15 protein-coding genes are annotated in these 17,237 nt (G+C 55.8%); 9 read left to right on the top strand and 6 right to left on the bottom strand.

The window, feature by feature from the left end:
* Window positions 1-46: 46 nt before the first annotated feature.
* The gene (malE, locus tag AC1DUO_RS06115) at window positions 47-1,246 is read right to left on the bottom strand and encodes a maltose/maltodextrin ABC transporter substrate-binding protein MalE (RefSeq protein ID WP_013573873.1); all 1,200 of its coding nucleotides are present in this window, start codon (window positions 1,244-1,246) and stop codon (window positions 47-49) included.
* A 366-nt stretch (window positions 1,247-1,612) separates the two neighbouring features.
* Between malE and malK the strand changes: the two genes are divergently transcribed.
* The 8 genes from malK (at window position 1,613) to gdhA (ending at window position 9,428) form a co-directional block, all read left to right on the top strand.
* The gene (gene malK, locus AC1DUO_RS06110) at window positions 1,613-2,722 is read left to right on the top strand and encodes a maltose/maltodextrin ABC transporter ATP-binding protein MalK (protein WP_013573874.1); all 1,110 of its coding nucleotides are present in this window, start codon (window positions 1,613-1,615) and stop codon (window positions 2,720-2,722) included.
* A 26-nt stretch (window positions 2,723-2,748) separates the two neighbouring features.
* A complete protein-coding gene (locus AC1DUO_RS06105; RefSeq protein WP_162906058.1) occupies window positions 2,749-4,047 on the top strand; it encodes a maltoporin in 1,299 nt (432 codons plus the stop codon).
* A gap of 230 nt (window positions 4,048-4,277) precedes the next feature.
* A complete protein-coding gene (gene malM / locus AC1DUO_RS06100) occupies window positions 4,278-5,174 on the top strand; it encodes a maltose operon protein MalM (protein ID WP_037034195.1) in 897 nt (298 codons plus the stop codon).
* Between the two features lie 151 nt (window positions 5,175-5,325).
* Complete coding sequence (locus tag AC1DUO_RS06095) at window positions 5,326-6,165, top strand: AraC family transcriptional regulator (protein ID WP_119261180.1); 840 nt, start codon at window positions 5,326-5,328, stop codon at window positions 6,163-6,165.
* A 51-nt stretch (window positions 6,166-6,216) separates the two neighbouring features.
* On the top strand, window positions 6,217-6,654 hold the full coding sequence (locus AC1DUO_RS06090) for a DUF2000 domain-containing protein (protein WP_112152062.1): 438 nt from the start codon (window positions 6,217-6,219) through the stop codon (window positions 6,652-6,654).
* A 70-nt stretch (window positions 6,655-6,724) separates the two neighbouring features.
* The gene (locus AC1DUO_RS06085) at window positions 6,725-7,423 is read left to right on the top strand and encodes an acid phosphatase (protein WP_013573879.1); all 699 of its coding nucleotides are present in this window, start codon (window positions 6,725-6,727) and stop codon (window positions 7,421-7,423) included.
* A 63-nt stretch (window positions 7,424-7,486) separates the two neighbouring features.
* Complete coding sequence (locus AC1DUO_RS06080) at window positions 7,487-7,972, top strand: methylated-DNA--[protein]-cysteine S-methyltransferase (protein WP_013573880.1); 486 nt, start codon at window positions 7,487-7,489, stop codon at window positions 7,970-7,972.
* A 112-nt stretch (window positions 7,973-8,084) separates the two neighbouring features.
* Window positions 8,085-9,428 (top strand): NADP-specific glutamate dehydrogenase, encoded by a 1,344-nt coding sequence (gdhA, locus tag AC1DUO_RS06075; protein ID WP_014411582.1) that lies wholly within the window; start codon window positions 8,085-8,087, stop codon window positions 9,426-9,428.
* A gap of 69 nt (window positions 9,429-9,497) precedes the next feature.
* On the opposite strand, the gene AC1DUO_RS06070 is transcribed toward gdhA, so the two are convergent.
* Window positions 9,498-11,768 (bottom strand): TonB-dependent siderophore receptor, encoded by a 2,271-nt coding sequence (locus tag AC1DUO_RS06070; protein ID WP_477986785.1) that lies wholly within the window; start codon window positions 11,766-11,768, stop codon window positions 9,498-9,500.
* A 225-nt stretch (window positions 11,769-11,993) separates the two neighbouring features.
* Between AC1DUO_RS06070 and fes the strand changes: the two genes are divergently transcribed.
* Complete coding sequence (fes, locus tag AC1DUO_RS06065; RefSeq protein ID WP_081481096.1) at window positions 11,994-13,337, top strand: enterochelin esterase; 1,344 nt, start codon at window positions 11,994-11,996, stop codon at window positions 13,335-13,337.
* Here the strand turns inward: fes and AC1DUO_RS06060 are convergent.
* Genes AC1DUO_RS06060 through fepB form a run of 4 tightly spaced genes read right to left on the bottom strand, consistent with a single transcriptional unit; the run spans window position 13,311 to window position 17,105 of the window.
* On the bottom strand, window positions 13,311-14,108 hold the full coding sequence (locus tag AC1DUO_RS06060; RefSeq protein WP_112198027.1) for an ATP-binding cassette domain-containing protein: 798 nt from the start codon (window positions 14,106-14,108) through the stop codon (window positions 13,311-13,313). The genes fes and AC1DUO_RS06060 overlap by 27 nt on opposite strands.
* A complete protein-coding gene (gene fepG / locus AC1DUO_RS06055; protein WP_013573885.1) occupies window positions 14,105-15,133 on the bottom strand; it encodes an iron-enterobactin ABC transporter permease in 1,029 nt (342 codons plus the stop codon). The genes AC1DUO_RS06060 and fepG overlap by 4 nt, the downstream gene beginning before the upstream one ends.
* A 2-nt stretch (window positions 15,134-15,135) precedes the next feature.
* Window positions 15,136-16,137 (bottom strand): Fe(3+)-siderophore ABC transporter permease, encoded by a 1,002-nt coding sequence (fepD, locus tag AC1DUO_RS06050; RefSeq protein ID WP_112198026.1) that lies wholly within the window; start codon window positions 16,135-16,137, stop codon window positions 15,136-15,138.
* On the bottom strand, window positions 16,137-17,105 hold the full coding sequence (gene fepB / locus AC1DUO_RS06045) for a Fe2+-enterobactin ABC transporter substrate-binding protein (protein ID WP_119261181.1): 969 nt from the start codon (window positions 17,103-17,105) through the stop codon (window positions 16,137-16,139). The genes fepD and fepB overlap by 1 nt, the downstream gene beginning before the upstream one ends.
* Window positions 17,106-17,237 lie beyond the last annotated feature (132 nt).

Here is a 17,237-nt window from a genome sequence, read left to right as displayed (position 1 = left end):
CGGAGCAGGTTGGCTCCGTACCGTTCATTGAGCTAAAACGCAGGCATTACTTGGTAATGCGGGTTTCTACATCTTTCAGTGCTTGCGGAACGGTCTGACGGCCATTCACCGCGTTGATGATGGCGCTGCGTTCTGCGTACCAGAAGGCGCTCATCTGCGGGATGTTTGGCATGATTTCACCGTTCTTCGAGTTCGCCATGGTGGCAGCAATGCGCGGGTCTTTTTCCAGTTTCTCCTGATAAGACTTCAGCGCCACGGCACCCAGCGGTTTGTCCTTATTCACGACGGCCAGACCGTCGTCGGTGATCAGGTAGTTTTCCAGGAACTCTTTCGCCAGCTCTTTGTTCGGGCTGGCGGCGTTGATACCGGCTGTCAGCACGCCGACGAACGGTTTAGACGGCTTGCCGTGGAACGTTGGCAGCAACGTCACGCCGTAGTTGATTTTGCTCTTGTCGAGGTTTGACCACGCCCACGGACCGTCGATAGTCATTGCGGTCTGGCCTTTGTTAAAGGCGGCTTCAGCGATGGAGTAATCGGTGTCGGCGTTGATGTGTTTGTTTTTCACCAGATCGATGATGAATTGCAGGCCAGCCTGTGAACCTGCGTTATTCACGCCGGTGTCTTTGATGTTGTATTTGCCGTTTTCATACTTGAAGGCATAACCGCCGTCAGCGGCGATGATTGGCCAGGTGAAGTACGGTTCCTGCAGGTTCCACATGATGGCGCTCTTGCCTGTGGCGCGCAGCTCTTTGTCCAGCGCCGGGATTTCTTCCCAGGTTTTTGGCGCTTCTTTAATGATGTCTTTATTGTAAATCAGTGACAGCGCTTCAACCGCGACCGGATAGCCGATCAGCTTGCCGTTGAAGGTGACCGCATCCCAGGTGAACGGGAACAGTTTGTCTTTGAAGGTCTGGTCCGGGCTGATTTCAGCCAGCAGACCGGATTGTGCGTAGCCGCCAAAACGGTCATGCGCCCAGAAGATGATGTCAGGACCGCCGCCTGTGGCTGCCACTTGCGGGTATTTTTCTTCCAGCTTGTCCGGATGTTCTACCGTGACTTTAATGCCGGTGTCTTTTTCAAATTTCTTACCGACTTCCGCCAGGCCGTTATAGCCCTTGTCACCGTTGATCCAGATGACCAGCTTTCCTTCTTCTATTTTGGCGAACGCGGAAGATGACAACACCAGCGTAGCCAGCGCCGAGAGTGCCAGTGTGTGTTTAACAATCTTTTTAATGCTGAGGGTCATAATCCAATCCTTTTGTAGTCGGTTTTTTTATCGTCTGAGACGGAAAAGACAGGGTACGACGCCAGTGTGGATTTAACCTGTCACAGCTTCATCATCCCCCCCTCTACGCCCCCACCTCTCAGAATGTGATCCCACCGACACTCTCAGGCGTTATGTGGTTCATCACTCAAAAATATGGTTCGTTTTTTGCCATTCAGATCACGAATTTGATTTTTGCTGTGAACTTTCATCCGGTTGCGGTGAATCGTCATCCTCCCTGCTCCTCCCCCATGAAAAACTTTGTTACGGATGATTACGGTTACCGGCTAATCCTTCACTCTTCGTTGCATTGAGTTTTCTCGCTGGCAGCAAGTACAGGAGTTCAGGATGGCGAGCGTTTCCCTTAACAGCGTGTACAAAGCCTTTGGCGACACCGTGATTTCCAGCGACATCAACCTGGAAATAGAAGAAGGCGAGTTTGTGGTGTTCGTCGGGCCGTCCGGCTGTGGTAAATCCACTCTGCTGCGCATGATTGCAGGCCTGGAAGACATCACGTCCGGTGAATTGAAGATTGGCGATAAACGCATGAATGAAGTGCCGCCCGCCGATCGTGGCATCGGCATGGTGTTCCAGTCTTATGCGCTTTATCCGCATCTGTCTGTGGCAGAAAACATGTCCTTCGGCCTGAAGCTGGCGGGGGCGAAAAAAGCCGAGATCAATCAGCGGGTGAATCAGGTTTCCGAAGTGTTGCAACTGGCGCATTTGCTGGACAGACGCCCGAAAGCGCTTTCCGGCGGACAACGTCAGCGCGTGGCGATTGGCCGTACGCTGGTTGCCGAGCCGACGGTTTTTCTGCTCGATGAACCGCTTTCTAACTTAGATGCTGCGCTGCGTGTGCAGATGCGTATTGAGATTTCACGTCTGCATAAACGCCTGAAACGCACCATGATTTACGTGACCCACGATCAGGTCGAAGCGATGACGCTGGCCGACAAAATCGTGGTGCTCGATGCCGGGCATATCGCGCAGGTCGGTAAGCCGCTCGAGCTGTATCACTATCCTGCCAACCGCTTTGTCGCCGGTTTTATCGGCTCACCCAAAATGAATTTCCTGCCGGTGAAAGTCACCGCTGCTGAACCTGCGCGCGTACAGGTCGAATTGCCGAACCGCCAGCAAGTCTGGCTGCCGGTGGAAGGGACCGACGTGAAAGTCGGCAGCAACCTGTCACTGGGTATCCGCCCTGAACATCTTCTGCCAAGCGACGTCGCTGAAGTGACGCTTTCCGGCGAAGTGCAGGTCGTCGAGCAACTGGGTAACGAAACACAGATCCACATCCAAATTCCGGCAATTCGTCAGAACCTGGTGTACCGCCAGAACGACGTGGTGCTGGTAGAAGAAGGTGCAACATTCGCCATCGGTTTGCCGCCACACCGCTGCCATCTGTTCCGCGAAGACGGAACGGCATGTCGCCGGTTACACCCCGAACCTGGTGTTTGAAAGCACGCGATCCCCTACAGGAGAAAATGATGATCACAATGCGTAGTTCTTCCCTGGCGCTGGCAGTGGCTGCTGGCATCCTTTCTACACAAGCAATGGCGGTGGATTTCACAGGTTATGCCCGTTCGGGTATTGGCTGGACCGGCAGCGGCGGCGAGCAGCAATGTTTCAAAGCGACAGGTGCAGACAGCAAATACCGTCTCGGTAACGAATGTGAGACGTATGCAGAGTTGAAACTGGGTCAGGAAGTGTGGAAAGAAGGGGATAAGAGCTTCTACTTCGACACCAACGTGGCGTATTCCGTTTCTCAACAGAACGACTGGGAGTCAACCGATCCGGCTTTCCGCGAAGCAAACGTGAAGGGTAAGAACCTGATCGAATGGCTGCCGGGTTCGACTATGTGGGCCGGTAAGCGTTTCTACCAACGTCATGACGTTCACATGATCGACTTCTACTACTGGGATATTTCAGGTCCTGGTGCGGGTCTGGAAGATATCGATCTGGGCTTCGGTAAACTGTCTCTGGCTGCCACCCGTAACACCGAAAGCGGCGGTTCATACGGTTATATCGCCGACCAGCGTAACGAAGTGCCTACCTCCAACGACGTGTTCGACGTGCGTCTGGCAGGCCTGCAAACTAACCCGGGCGGTGTGCTGGAGTTAGGGGTGGATTACGGTCGTGCTAACGCGCGTGATGGTTATTCACTGGCTGACGATGCGACCAAAGACGGCTTCCTGGTCACTGCGGAACATACGCAAAGTATTTACAACGGCTATAACAAATTCGTGCTGCAATATGCCGCAGATTCCATGACGGATCCGGGCCAGGGCGCGGCGAACGGCCACTCGAATGGTGCTGCCATCAACAACAACGGCAGCATGGTGCGTGTGCTCGACCACGGTGCTATCGACTTCAACGACACCTGGAGCCTGATGTACGTGGCGATGTATCAGGACGTTGACCGCGATAACAACAACGGCACCACCTGGTACACCGTCGGTGTCCGTCCGATGTACAAATGGACCCCGATCATGAGCACCTTGCTGGAAGTCGGTTACGACAACGTGAAATCCCAGCGTACCGGCGACAAAAACGGCCAGTACAAAGTCACCCTGGCGCAACAATGGCAGGCGGGCGACAGCATCTGGTCACGTCCGGCCATCCGCGTGTTTGCCACTTATGCGAACTGGGATGAAAAATGGGGCTACGACACTGACAGCGGCGCAAACAATGGCTTAGCGATGAACGACACCAGCACGACCACATACAGCCGTGGTAATGACGACGAAGTCACCTTCGGCGCCCAAATGGAAATCTGGTGGTAATTTTTTCCTTCCTCCTTCGCGCTGCCGATGCGTTGGCTGCGCGTCCTCGCCCCGGTCACGTAGTTGTCTACGCTCCCGGGGACTTGGACGCTTGCCGCCTTCCGGCAACCCGAAAGAGTTTGGAAAAATGGCAATGTAAGCTTTAAAAAAACGCAGTAAAGAAGATGTGCTGGCTGGCGGATTATCGCTGATGACCGCCAGCCTTCATGGTGATTTCAAAGGAAACAATAATGAAAAAGAATCTGCTGTCACTGTGTCTGTCGCTGAGCCTGTTGGCTGCTGCCCCTGCTGTGGTGAATGCTGCGCAAAATGATGCGAATACTGCACCGGCTATTTCCAGCCAGACCTTACGCAACCTTTCATGGACGCCGCTGGTTCCGCCAGTGACGCAGGATGTAACGCTGGGGACGTCCAGCGCTGAAATTAATCAGGGTGAGATTCAGGGCGCCGTCGGGGCATTCGCTTTACCTGCTGACCGGGGTTCGCTTGAAATTACGCTGACCAGTATCGCGACCGGTAAAACCGTGTATGCGCCAAATGTTCTGGTGCTGGATGAGCAGATGCGTCCGGCTGCGTTTTACCCTTCCAGCTATTTCCCGTATCAGAAACCAGGTATCGTCTCGAGCGATCGTCTGGAAGGCACACTGAAACTGACACCGGCACTGGGTCAGAAACAAATTTATCTGCTGGTGTACACCACCCGTCAGGACTTAGCTGAGACCACGCAGATGGTGAACCCGGCGAAAGCCTTCGCCGCTGGCGTGGGTAACGCGGTGCCGGATATCCCGGATCCGATTGCCCGTCATACCCCGACCGGCACACTGAGTCTGAAAGTCACTGCCGAGCAGAAAACCGGTAACGTGATGATTGGTCAGATCTTCCCGTCTTCCGCACCGGCAGCCGCTGCACCCGTGGTGGTCGGCAGCACACAAGCGCCTGCACCTGCGGCGGCTCCGGCTAAACCGAGCGAGCCAATGCTCAGCGATTCAGAAACCTACTTTAACGATGCGATTAAGAAAGCAGTGAAAGCAGGGGACGTCGATAAAGCCCTGAAATTGCTGGACGAAGCCGAACGTCTGGGTTCCAAAACCGCCCGTAAAACCTTTATTGAAAGCGTGAAGCACTAAGTTTTTCAGCGCCTCCCCCGAGAAAAAGCTGGCAGTTTTTTCAGCTCCTCCCCCTGCGAAGGGGGAGGCCGGGAGGGGGTTTTAAACCCACCGAGTTTTATTCACTCCGCCTATTTGTTACCCTGTTGTTAATTCATTCAGCGGGGGATGTATGGCGTCTGCAAACTGGGTCGATTTATCGAAAGATAAAGACAGCGGGATCGAGACGATCCACGCCCATTTCGAAGGCCATGCTTACGATCCCCACTGGCATGACAGTTATCTGGTCGGTGTCACTCAGTACGGTTTGCAGCAGTTCAGTTGTCGCCGCCAGAAACATCAAAGCCTGCCGGGCAAAGTCTTTATGCTCGAACCGGGCGAAATCCATGACGGCGATGCGGTGCAGCCCGGCGGTTTTACCTATCACATGCTGTATCTCGATCCGCAATGGCTGAGCCGCGAGCTGGCGGCACGGCGCGATTCCCTTTCTCCGGCCAGTGATCCGAGTTTCGAAAATACCTTAGCGCAGGATCCGCAACTGGCGCAGGCGACGTCACGGGCTTTTCAGGCGCTGCACGGCAAAGACCTGCGCATTGTCCGCCAGACCGCGCTCGACGGCTTGCTCTGTGCACTGGGCGGCCATCTCACCTGGCAGCCGCCGCGACTTCAGGGGCATGCGCCCTGGTCGCGGTTGGCGCATCAGGCGCGGGAATATCTGCATGCCCACTTGCACGAAGACATCGGCCTCGAACAACTGGCAGCGGCGACCGGCGAAAGCCGCTTTGTGGTCAGCCGTGCGTTTAAAGCTGAATTCGGATTGCCGCCGCACGCCTATCTTATTCAGCTGAAACTGACCCGCGCCCGTGAAGGGCTGGCGCTCGGGCGCACACCGGCTGACGTGGCGGCTGATTTAGGTTTTGCTGATCAGAGCCATCTCGGGCGCTGGTTCCGCCGCGCCTATCAGCTCACGCCAGCACATTACCGGCGTCTGTGCACAAATCTTCCAGATTGAGAAAAAGTGACGGGTTAAGCTCATGTTTCAACTGAACCGGAGCCTGCCATCATGAATACGCCTGCAACCATTCTGCCTTCGTCACCGGAACGCTGCGTGATTGTCATCAACCAGCAACTTGCCGCCGGACATGCCGCCAATGCCGCCGCCGTTCTGGCCCTGACGCTCGGGCAACGCCATCCGTCGCTGGTGGGCGAGCCGCTGATTGACGCTGATAACCGCGTGCATCCGGGGCTGATCCCGATTGGCATCAGCGTGCTGGTTGCCGACAGCGAACAGCTCACGCACCTTCATCAGCACCTGCTTCATGATGACGAAATGGACGGAATTATTTTTCCGGTCGAAGGACAGCAAACCACGGATTACGCCGCGTTTCGCGAAGCGGTGTCTGTTGTGCCGACGGACAACCTGCAACTGCTGGGCATTGCGCTGGCGGGTAAAAAGAAAGTGGTGCGCAAGCTGACCGGAAAACTCGGTTTGCTCGGCTGATGTTTGTCATTTAAGCGTCACACTTGTTCTCTACTCTCCTGATATTCAAACTAATATCAGGAGTTTTCCCGTGCGTAAGTCCCTCGTTGCTCTGCTGCTTTTCACCCTCGGTTCCACTTTTGTCGTTCAGGCGGCTGACGAAGCCAAACCCTTTATCACCAGCCAGGAACTGGATCTGACGAAATATCTGCCCGCGCCACCGGCGGATGATTCGGCGCAGACCAAAGCGGAACTGAAAGAATTGCTGGAAATTCAGGCCACCCGTACGCCGGAGCAGGAAAAAGCGGCGATTGCTGATGCTGAAGAAAACGTCTGGCGTTTTGCCGATGTGATGGGGCCGGACTTTGATGCCGCGAAACTGCCGAAAACCGCTGCGCTGTTTGATCGTATTGTGGCGACCGAAGACGTGGTGGATGATCACGCCAAGAAAGCCTTTAACCGCCCGCGTCCTTATATGCTCGATGAACAAATTCATCCGCTGCTGAAAAAATCCAAATCCGGCTCATGGCCTTCCGGTCATTCTACTATCGGCTATCTGATGGCGACGGTGCTGGGCGAAATGGTGCCGGAAAAACGCAACGCGCTGTTCACCCGGGCGGCCGGTTACGCCGAAAACCGTCTGGTAGCGGGTTTCCATTACCGTTCTGATACCGTGATGAGCCGCACCGGTGCTGCACTGATCGCGCAAAAAATGGAAGAACAGCCAGATTTCAAAACCGAATTCGACGCGGCGAAAGCGGAACTTCGCGCACAGTTGGGCCTGAAATAATTTTCGTCAGTTCCTGCCTTTCCGGTAAAGTGTGGGGCGTAAAACTTGCAGAGGAAGGGACTGATGGAAAACAGATTCAAGCGGATGGCATCGCCAGTCGGGTTACTCACACTGGCGGCGAAAGGCGATAAGCTGACCGCCATTTTGTGGGAATGTGAAATCGACGGGCGCGTGCCGTTGGGCGATATGATTGAAGACCCGTCGTTTCCGATCTTGCTGAAAACCGAACAACAGCTGAACGAATATTTTGCCGGTAAGCGTACCCGTTTTGAGCTGGAACTCGATTTTACTGGCACCGAATTCCAGAAAGAAGTCTGGGCGGCGTTGCTGGAAATTCCGTTTGGTGAAACGCGCAGCTACGGCGAGATCGCCCGTCGTATCGGTCGCCCGAAAGCGGTTCGTGCCGTGGGCGCGGCCAATGGCCGCAACCCGATTTCTATCGTGGCGCCGTGTCACCGGGTGATTGGTGCTTCCGGGAAATTAACCGGCTTTGCTGGCGGGCTGGACAACAAGTTGTTGTTACTGAAGCTGGAAGGTCGTAAATCTTAGGGTTTTTATTGGGAAATAAATTGCTTGATGTCCGCTTGTCAGTCGATGCATAGTCAAAAAATAAGCAGTAAATAAAAAAGACAACATCACTTACAAACGGAGTTTTACCTTAATGGATCAGATTCAATCCCTCGAACAGTTCTTATCCTCAGTTCAGCAACGCGACCCGCATCAGGTCGAATTCTCCCAGGCCGTACGTGAAGTTATGACCACGCTATGGCCTTTCCTCGAACAAAATCCGCAATACCGCCGTTCTGCTTTACTCGAACGTCTGGTGGAGCCGGAACGTGTCATTCAGTTCCGTATCGCGTGGGTGGATGACAAAAATCAGGTGCAGGTTAACCGTGGCTGGCGTGTACAGTTCAGCTCGGCCATCGGCCCGTATAAAGGCGGCATGCGTTTCCATCCGTCGGTCAATTTATCGATTCTCAAATTCCTTGGTTTTGAGCAGACCTTTAAAAATGCCCTGACCACGTTGCCAATGGGCGGCGGAAAGGGCGGCAGTGATTTCAATCCGAAAGGCAAAAGCGAAGGCGAGATCATGCGTTTCTGTCAGGCGCTGATGCTGGAACTTTACCGTCATCTCGGCCCGGATACTGATGTGCCTGCGGGGGATATCGGCGTCGGCGGGCGTGAAGTGGGGTATATGGCGGGGATGATGAAAAAACTCTCCAACAACACTGCCAGCGTGTTCACCGGCAAAGGGTTGTCGTTCGGTGGCAGTCTCATCCGTCCGGAAGCCACAGGTTATGGCCTGATCTATTTCACTGAATCGATGCTTAAACGCCATGGCCTGGATTTCGAAGGTATGCGCGTGGCGGTGTCTGGTTCCGGTAACGTCGCACAATATGCAATTGAAAAAGCCATGTCACTGGGCGCACGGGTGATTACGGCGTCAGATTCTAACGGTACTGTCGTCGATGAAGCAGGCTTTACTCCTGAGAAACTGGCGCTGCTGACCGAAATCAAAGCCAGCCGCGATGGTCGCGTGGCGGATTACGCGCAAAAACTCGGGCTGACCTATCTCGAGGGCCAGCAGCCGTGGAACGTGCCGGTGGATATCGCGCTGCCTTGCGCCACGCAAAATGAACTGGATGCGGATGCGGCACGCGTGCTGATCGCCAATGGCGTGAAAGCCGTCGCTGAAGGCGCGAATATGCCAACCACGATTGAAGCGACCGACTTGTTCACCGACGCGGGCGTACTGTTCGCGCCGGGCAAAGCGGCGAATGCCGGTGGCGTGGCGACGTCAGGTCTTGAAATGGCACAGAACGCTGCGCGTCTGAGCTGGAAAGCCGAAGAAGTGGATGCGCGTTTGCGTCACATCATGCTGGATATTCACCAGTCGTGTGTCGAATACGGCGGCGAAAGCCAGCAGACGCAGTATGTCCGTGGCGCAAATATCGCCGGCTTCGTCAAAGTGGCTGATGCCATGCTGGCGCAGGGCGTGCTGTAAGCCCAAAGTCAGGTTTCAGACACAACAAAGCCACCTTTGCAGGTGGCTTTGTTTATGCGGACAACATACTCAGAAGTGCGTATTCAGGCTCATGTAGAACGTGCGGCCCGGTTCGTTGTAGGTTGCCGCGTCTGCGCCGTACATATAGGCGCCGGTGGTGGCATTACCCACGGTCTGGGCATTACCCGCACGGAACTGGCGTTTGTCGAAGACGTTATCAATACCCGCCGTGACGCTGACATTTTTGGTCGCGGTGTAGGTGCCGCTCATGCCGACCACAGAATACGGGCTGACTTCATTCTTCTCACTGCCGGTGACGGCTTCACCTTTGTAGTTGTATTTCTTCGGCTTCTGACGGCCATACCAGGTCAGGGTAGATTGCAGAGAGAGATCTTCCGTCGCCTGCCAGCTCAGCGTGGAGTTGATGGTAAATTCCGGGATGATCGACAGATAATCGCCGGTCTCTTTGTTTTTACTTTCAATCATGTACGTGCCGTTGTTATTCCAGGAAACGGTGCTGCTGACCGGAATATTCAGCGTGCCCTCCAGCCCCTGAACCACGGCTTTCGGCACGTTTTCCCATTTATATACATCAGTTGTGCCGGTGGAGGACGTGCCGGTTGGCAGATAACCGGATTCGATTTTGTTGCGATAATCGTTGCGGAAATAGGTCACGCCCGCCTGATAACCGTTGCGGTGGAATTCCAGTCCGATCTCTTTGTTAACGCTGGTTTCCGCATCCAGATCTTTATTCCCCACCAGATAACAACCGCCGCCGCTGGCCGCACAACCCTGACCTTTACTGTACAGCACGTAGTTCGGGTTGGTCTGATACAGGCTCGGCGCTTTATAGGCGCGGGCGATACCCATTTTCAGGGTGAAATCGTCGCCCAGTTCCTGAGACAGGTTCAGCGACGGGCTCCAGTTATTGCCGACAATGGAGTGATGGTCGAAACGCAGACCCGGCACCAGCATGGTGCTGTCGGTCAGCTCAATATTATCTTCGGCAAACAGCGAGAAAATCTCTGCCTGAGAATAGGGGCTGCGGTTGGTGCTGTCGGTACCGGCAATCGCGCCGCCGAGCATAGCCTGCGTGTTGGAAGACGGATCTTTCATCTTCTGCTGGTTCCATTCCGTGCCGAACGTCGCGGTTTGCGGCACGCCCAGCTCAAACGGAATACTGACTTCGCTGTGCGCCAGAATGTCGCCCAGAGCGATGGTGTTGAAGTCTTCGTCAGAGAAGATGCCTTCGGTACCGCCCGCCAGCCCTTCATCCATGCGCGAGTTACGGGTTTTTTCGTACTGCACGTAGTTGTTGGTGGTCACACCGTTATCCCACGCGCCTTTGTAGGTCACCGAGTAGGACTGGCGGTAAATGCGGTTAGTCTCTTCACCGTACATGCTTTTCACCAAATCACTGGTGTTGGTGTTCTGCGTGTCGCCTGCGTACAGGTTGCCCTGACGGCTGTTGGACACTTCAAATTCCAGCGACTGCATACGGGCAAAATCCCAGTGCAACAGGGCGTCGATATTCTTATCGATCACGCCTTCGCGACCTGCCGGAACGGTGTCGGCATAGGTGCCGGTACGCTCAGACTGATGACCCTCGTTGATATATTGCGCGTCAGCCTGCGTTTTGCTGTAGCCACCGAACAGGCGGAAACTGAACTGATCGTTGAGCGGGCCGGAGAGGCTGAAATCGGTACGTTTGGTCGAGCCTTCGTCCTTATGTTGTGGTGCGTTCAGATAGGTATTCCAGGAACCGTGCCACTCCTGAGTGTCTTTTTTAGTGATGATGTTCACCACGCCACCCGCCGCGCCGTTACCGTAACGCGCCGCCGCCGGGCCGCGGATCACTTCGATGCGCTCGATCATATCGGGCGGAACCCAGCTTGTGTCGCCGCGGGTATCACGCTCACCGCGCCAGCCCTGACGCACTGAGTTGCGGCTGTTCACCGGCTTACCGTCGATCAGGATTAAGGTATTTTCCGGGCCCATACCCCGGATGTCGATCTGGCGGTTATTACCGCGCTGGCCGCTGGTAGAGTTGCCGGTCAGGTTTACGCCGGGCATGGTGCGGATAAGTTCGTTGATGTCGCGTGCCGGAGGGCGTTTTTGGATTTCATCAGAAGTGATGGTGGAAACGCCGGGAGCCTGAAGGTTTTGCTGTGCGGCGGTGACAACCAGTGTGTCGCTGGTGTCTTCCTGTGTTTCTGCGGTGTTCTGGCTGGCGTCTGTTGTGCGGGTTGTGGTGCTTTCTGCCGCGCTGACGGGCAAAGAAAGTGCTGATCCCAGCCCGATTAAGGTTGCCAGAGAATAGTGTGGTAGCCTGCTTTTCATAGTGGATTCTGCCCTGAAATCCATCCGTTCCTGCAAAACAGATTTAGTGAACAGGAGGATGGCCTGTTGTGTGTGTATTTTTATCGTCCCGTTTACGGGCGGTAACACACTATTGCAAATGCAAACAATTATCAATACGATTCCCATTCATAATTTGCAGGAAGCAGGTCAATTATTCTGCAAATTATGCCTTCTCTCACTGCCAAAAGACTGTAAAGCGTAAACATGATGAAATCGCAGTTTCCGGAAAAACCCACCGCGCAGGCGATGTTAGCAAGCTCTCAGGCGGGAAGTGCTGAATGGTGGAAAGACATTAAAGCGCAGGGCTCACCCTTGATCGAACGGCTGAATGATGACGTATGCAACGTGACGTTCTTCTGGCGGGATCCGCAGGGCAGTGAGGCGACATCGGATTTCCAGCGGGTGTGGATCAACATCAACGGCATCACCGATCACCATCAGTCTTTACCGCCGCAAAGTCTGCAAAGACTTGCGGGAACCGATGTCTGGTCGCTGAGTATTACGCTGCGCTCCGGCTGGCGCGGCAGCTACAGCCTGATCCCGCGCACCGGGCCCGGCAGAGAGTTCCCGCAGGATCCCGATGCCTATACCGCCATGCTGGCTGCGCGGGAATGGTGGAAAGATATGTTCGCCCATGCGATTTATGACCCGCTGAATCCGAATCAGCCGTGGCCGGGGGCGAAATCTCACGCGCTGTCGCCTTTGCATATGCCCGACGCATTGCCGCAGCCTGCCTGGCGGGAGTTTGATCTCCACGGTGCCGCGTTGCCACAGAAACCGGCAAAACTGCAAACCTATCAGTGGAACAGTGCGCGTCTGGGCAACCGGCGCAAGGTCTGGATCTACACCACCGGCGAAAGCCAGGATCCGGCATCGCGCCCGCTGGCGCTGTTGCTCGACGGCCAGTTCTGGGCGCAGCAGATGCCGGTCTGGCAGCCGCTGATGCAACTGACGCAGGAAGGCACATTGCCGCAGGCCGTCTACGTGCTGATTGATGTGATCGATACACAGACCCGCAGCCGCGAACTGACCTGTAATGCAGATTTCTGGCTGGCCGTTCAGGAGGAGTTATTGCCCGCCGTGGCGACGCTCGCACCGCACAGCAGCGATGCGAACAAAACAGTGGTGGCGGGGCAGAGCTTTGGCGGGCTGTCAGCGTTGTACGCCGGTTTGCACTGGCCGCAGCGCTTCGGTCTGGTACTCAGTCAGTCTGGTTCTTTCTGGTGGCCGCGACGTAATAAATCGCAGCAGGATGAAAATCCTGACGAGGCGGATTTGTTACTGCGTGCGGTGAGTAACGGGCTGGGGGCTGCCAGCCATCTGAAAATTTTCATGGAAGCGGGCAGCAATGAACGGCTGATTTATCAGGTGAATAATCAGATGGATGAGCTGCTGAGCCGCACCAAAAACAGCGTGCGTTATCGCGTGGTCGATGCCGGTCACGACGCGCTGAGCTGGCGCGGCGGATTAGCCGATGGCCTTCAATACCTGTGGAACGAAGAGCCATGGAGCACCGGAGATTCAACCGTTACCCAGCGGGATAATTAACGGTGTATGCGAAACCGGACAGTCGATAATGGCGCAGCGTAGCCCGAAAACCTGTTCGATCAGTGCCGGTGTGACGATGTCCACCGGTGCGCCCTCAGCCAGTATTTTTCCATCGCGCATGGCAATCAGATGCCCGGCGTAACGACATGCCTGATTCAGGTCGTGCAACACCACCACCAGCGTGCGGCCGTTTTCCTGATTCAGGCGACACATCAGTTCCATCAAATCAATCTGATGCGCGATATCCAGCCAGGTTGTCGGTTCATCCAGCAATAACAACGGCGTTTGTTGCGCCAGCACCATGGCTATCCACACCCGCTGGCGCTGTCCGCCGGAAAGTGAATTCACCGTGCTTTCCGCCAGTTCGAATACTCCCGTTGCGTGCATGGCGTCGTTCACCGCCAGCGTATCTTGCGCTGTCCAGCGGCTGAACAGGCTCTGATGCGGGTAACGCCCGCGGGCCACCAGATCCGCCACACTGATATCGCCCGGCGCCGTTGAACTTTGCGGCAGTAAACCCAGACGTTTCGCGACGTCTCTGGTGCCGTAATCACCGATCAGTTTGCCATCGAGAAATACCGTGCCGGATTGCGGCGGCATCAGGCGGCTGAGCGTGCGCAATAATGTGGATTTACCGCAGGCATTTGGCCCGATAATCACGGTGAGTTTTCCCTGAGGGATAGAGACGGAGAGTTCGCGGGCGACGATTTTTTTATCGTAGCCCAGCGTCAGATCTTTCGCGTACAAAGGGGAAGAGTGTTCAGTATTCATGAGCGTCGCGACTCCCGGATCAGCAACCCAATCAGATAAATGCCGCCCAGACTGACGGTCAGCACGCCCACGGGTAACTGATAGGGCGTGAACAGCCGTTGTGCAGTGACATCGGCGGCGAGCAACAGCAGCGCACCGGTCAGCGCCGCGAAAAATAAAGCGTGCTGCTGGCTGGCGCAAAGACGACGCGAAATTTGCGGTGACACCAGCGCAATAAAGGAAATTGGCCCGGCCAGCGCGGTGGCTGCGGCGGTCAACGCCACGCCCGCCAGCATCAGCAATAAACGTGAACGCGCCACCGGTACGCCCAGCGCACAGGCGGCATCATCGCCCATTTCGAGCAACCGCATCGGAGCGGATAAGCAACGCGCGAGCATGCAGGCGACGATAATCATCCCGGTCGCCGGCAGGCTTTTCTCCCATGTGATGCCATTGAGCGAACCAGCATTCCACAAGCCAGCCGTCAGCGCCGATTCCAGCGAGGCGTGAATAATCAGCCAGGTATTGACCGCAATCAGCAGCGCCCGTACGCCGATACCGACGATAATCAGGCGGAACGTTTCGATGCCCTGACGCCACGCCAGGGCGTATACCACCAGTGCGGTCACGACGCCGCCTGCCATCGCGCCGGGGAGAAGGTCGCCCGCAGCGCCATTGAACAACACGATAATCAGCAGAACGCCGGTATACGCGCCGGTGTTAAAACCGATAACGTCCGGACTTCCCAATGGATTGCGCAGCAGCGACTGAAAAATCGCGCCGCTGATGCCGAGTGCGGCACCGAGAATCATCGCCATCACCACGCGCGGCAGACGCCATTGCGTGACAATAATGCTCAGGTTTTTCGGCCCGTCGCCGAGCAGGGCGCTGACAACCTGCGACGGCGTCAGTGCCAGTGTTCCGCTACCCAGCGCGTAAACCGCCAGCAGGATCAGGCATAACACCAGTCCGCAGGCGGTCAGAAAGGGGCGCGACAGCAGCAAAGGTTTTTTCAGCGGGCGAGGTTCTGTAAGAGTCTGGCTCATGTTTAACCTCTGTGTAATCCACCGGGACGGCGTACCAGGAAAATAAGCACCGGCGCGCCGATAAAGGCGACCACTACGGAAACCCGCAATTCTCCGGTAACCAGAAAACGCCCGGCGATATCGGCTGCCAGCAACAGCGTCGGGGTTAACACCAGCGTCCACGGCAGCATCCAGCGCGGATCCGCACGACAGATCCAGCGCGCCATATGCGGCACCATCAGGCCGACAAAGGCGATGGGGCCGACAGCCGCTGTGGCGCTGCCGCACAACAACGTAATCGCCAGTAATCCCAGCAACTGCGTGGTCGCGATTTTGGTGCCGAGCGCCGTCGCCAGTTCGCTGCCCATCGTCAGATTATTCAGGGAGCGGGCCATCAGTAAGCTCAGGGCAACCGCAAAAGTCACCGGCGGTGTGATGGTTTTAATCACGGTAATATTGCGGATATCCAGCGAGCCAGCCTGCCAGAATCGCAACTGATCGTAGACAGTCGGGTTGAGCAGGGAAATCCCCGAAGACATGCCTTCCAGCACAGCGCCGAGCGCGACGCCCGCCAGAGTTAAGCGTACCGGATCCAGCTTTCCGCGTCCCAGCGCGCCGATCATGGCGACCAGCAATGTTGCCAGTAAGGCACCGGCAAACGCGAACCACAAATAGTGGCTGACATCCGTTGCGCCAAAAAAGGCGATACCGATAACCACCGCGAAAGCCGCACCCGCATTAACGCCAAGAATACCGGGATCAGCCAGCGGATTGCGGGTGAGGATTTGCATCAGCGCACCGGATAATCCGAGCGCCATCCCTGCCAGCAAACCGGCCAGCGTGCGCGGCACACGGGCATCGGTGACAATCACACAATCCGCCCCTGTGCACTGGCCGTTAAGCGCTGACATCACGGTGCCGGACGCAAGCGATTTCTCGCCCAGCACCAGACTCAGCGCCATCATCAGGCAGAGCAAAAACAAGGCAACCAACAGCGCTGTGAGATTTTTTATTGAGCGGGACATCAGTGAGTTACGAACAGTTTTTCAAGCTGATTCAGCATGTTGCTGGCGCTGTAATAATCGAGTCTGAACGTGTCGTCACCCATGGCATACACGCGCCCGGCCTGCACGGCAGGTAACTTCGCCAGAAAAGGATTGGTCAGCAGCCGTTGTGCATCAGGCTGACTGGCGGAAAATAACAGCAGCGTCTGGCCGTTCATCGCCTCCGGCATTTTCTCACCGGCAAGCTGGATGATGTCATGGCGTTTGCCCTGACTGTAACTGGCGGCGAAATTCAGCGGAACCGGCGCGAGGCTGAATCCTAACTGCCGGAGCAGCTGACCCTGCGGTGACGCGGGCGTCCACAGATTGGCGCTTTTGCCATCTGATCCATAAACCAGCGCGGACACCGGCTGCGGTGGCAAATGTATCGCTTTTTTCAGACTGTCTTCACGGGCTGAAAACTGCGCGATAACCTTGGCGGCATCGGTTTCTTTACCCGTCGCCCGGCCTAATTCGGTGGCGAGTTCCTGCCAGCTTTTATCGTCGTAATTGACCACCATGACCGGCGCAATGGCCGACAGCTGATCATAGAGTTTCAGTGCGGAATCCCCGCCTGTGGCGGCAATAATGATGAGATCCGGTGCCTGTCCGGCAATGGCTTCAGCATTCGGTTCGCCGATATAAAGCCGCTGCACACCGCGTTGTTTCGCGACATCGCCCCACTGGCGGAAAAAGCCCTGAGCATCGGAAACCCGATTATTGGGCGCAGTCGCTCCGCTGGCGATAACCGGCGCATTAATCGCCAGCAATGTGCCGGTGACGGTGACGCTGGTGGAGACAATCCGCTGCGGCGGCTGTTGTAATGTGATGCTTCCCTTTGAGGTCATAACTTGCCGTGGCCAGCCTTCTGCGAAAGCCTGCGTGGCGACAAGCAGCGATAACAACAGCGCAACCATCCCTGAAAAACGGCGAAAACCAGCCCTTGTCATTGGATCCATTCCTGATTCTTTAATGTTAATGGTTATCATTATTATATGCAGGGCGTATGGGGTCAATGACGAGAGAGGTTCAATCCGTGGAAAAGTCAGGGGAAGACAGGTATTCACGCAACAAAAAAGCCA

It is taken from the genome of Rahnella sp. P4_A8, assembly GCF_056402435.1.
Note: the sequence above shows the minus strand (reverse complement) of the source record. Positions and strands in the feature narration are given on the sequence as shown.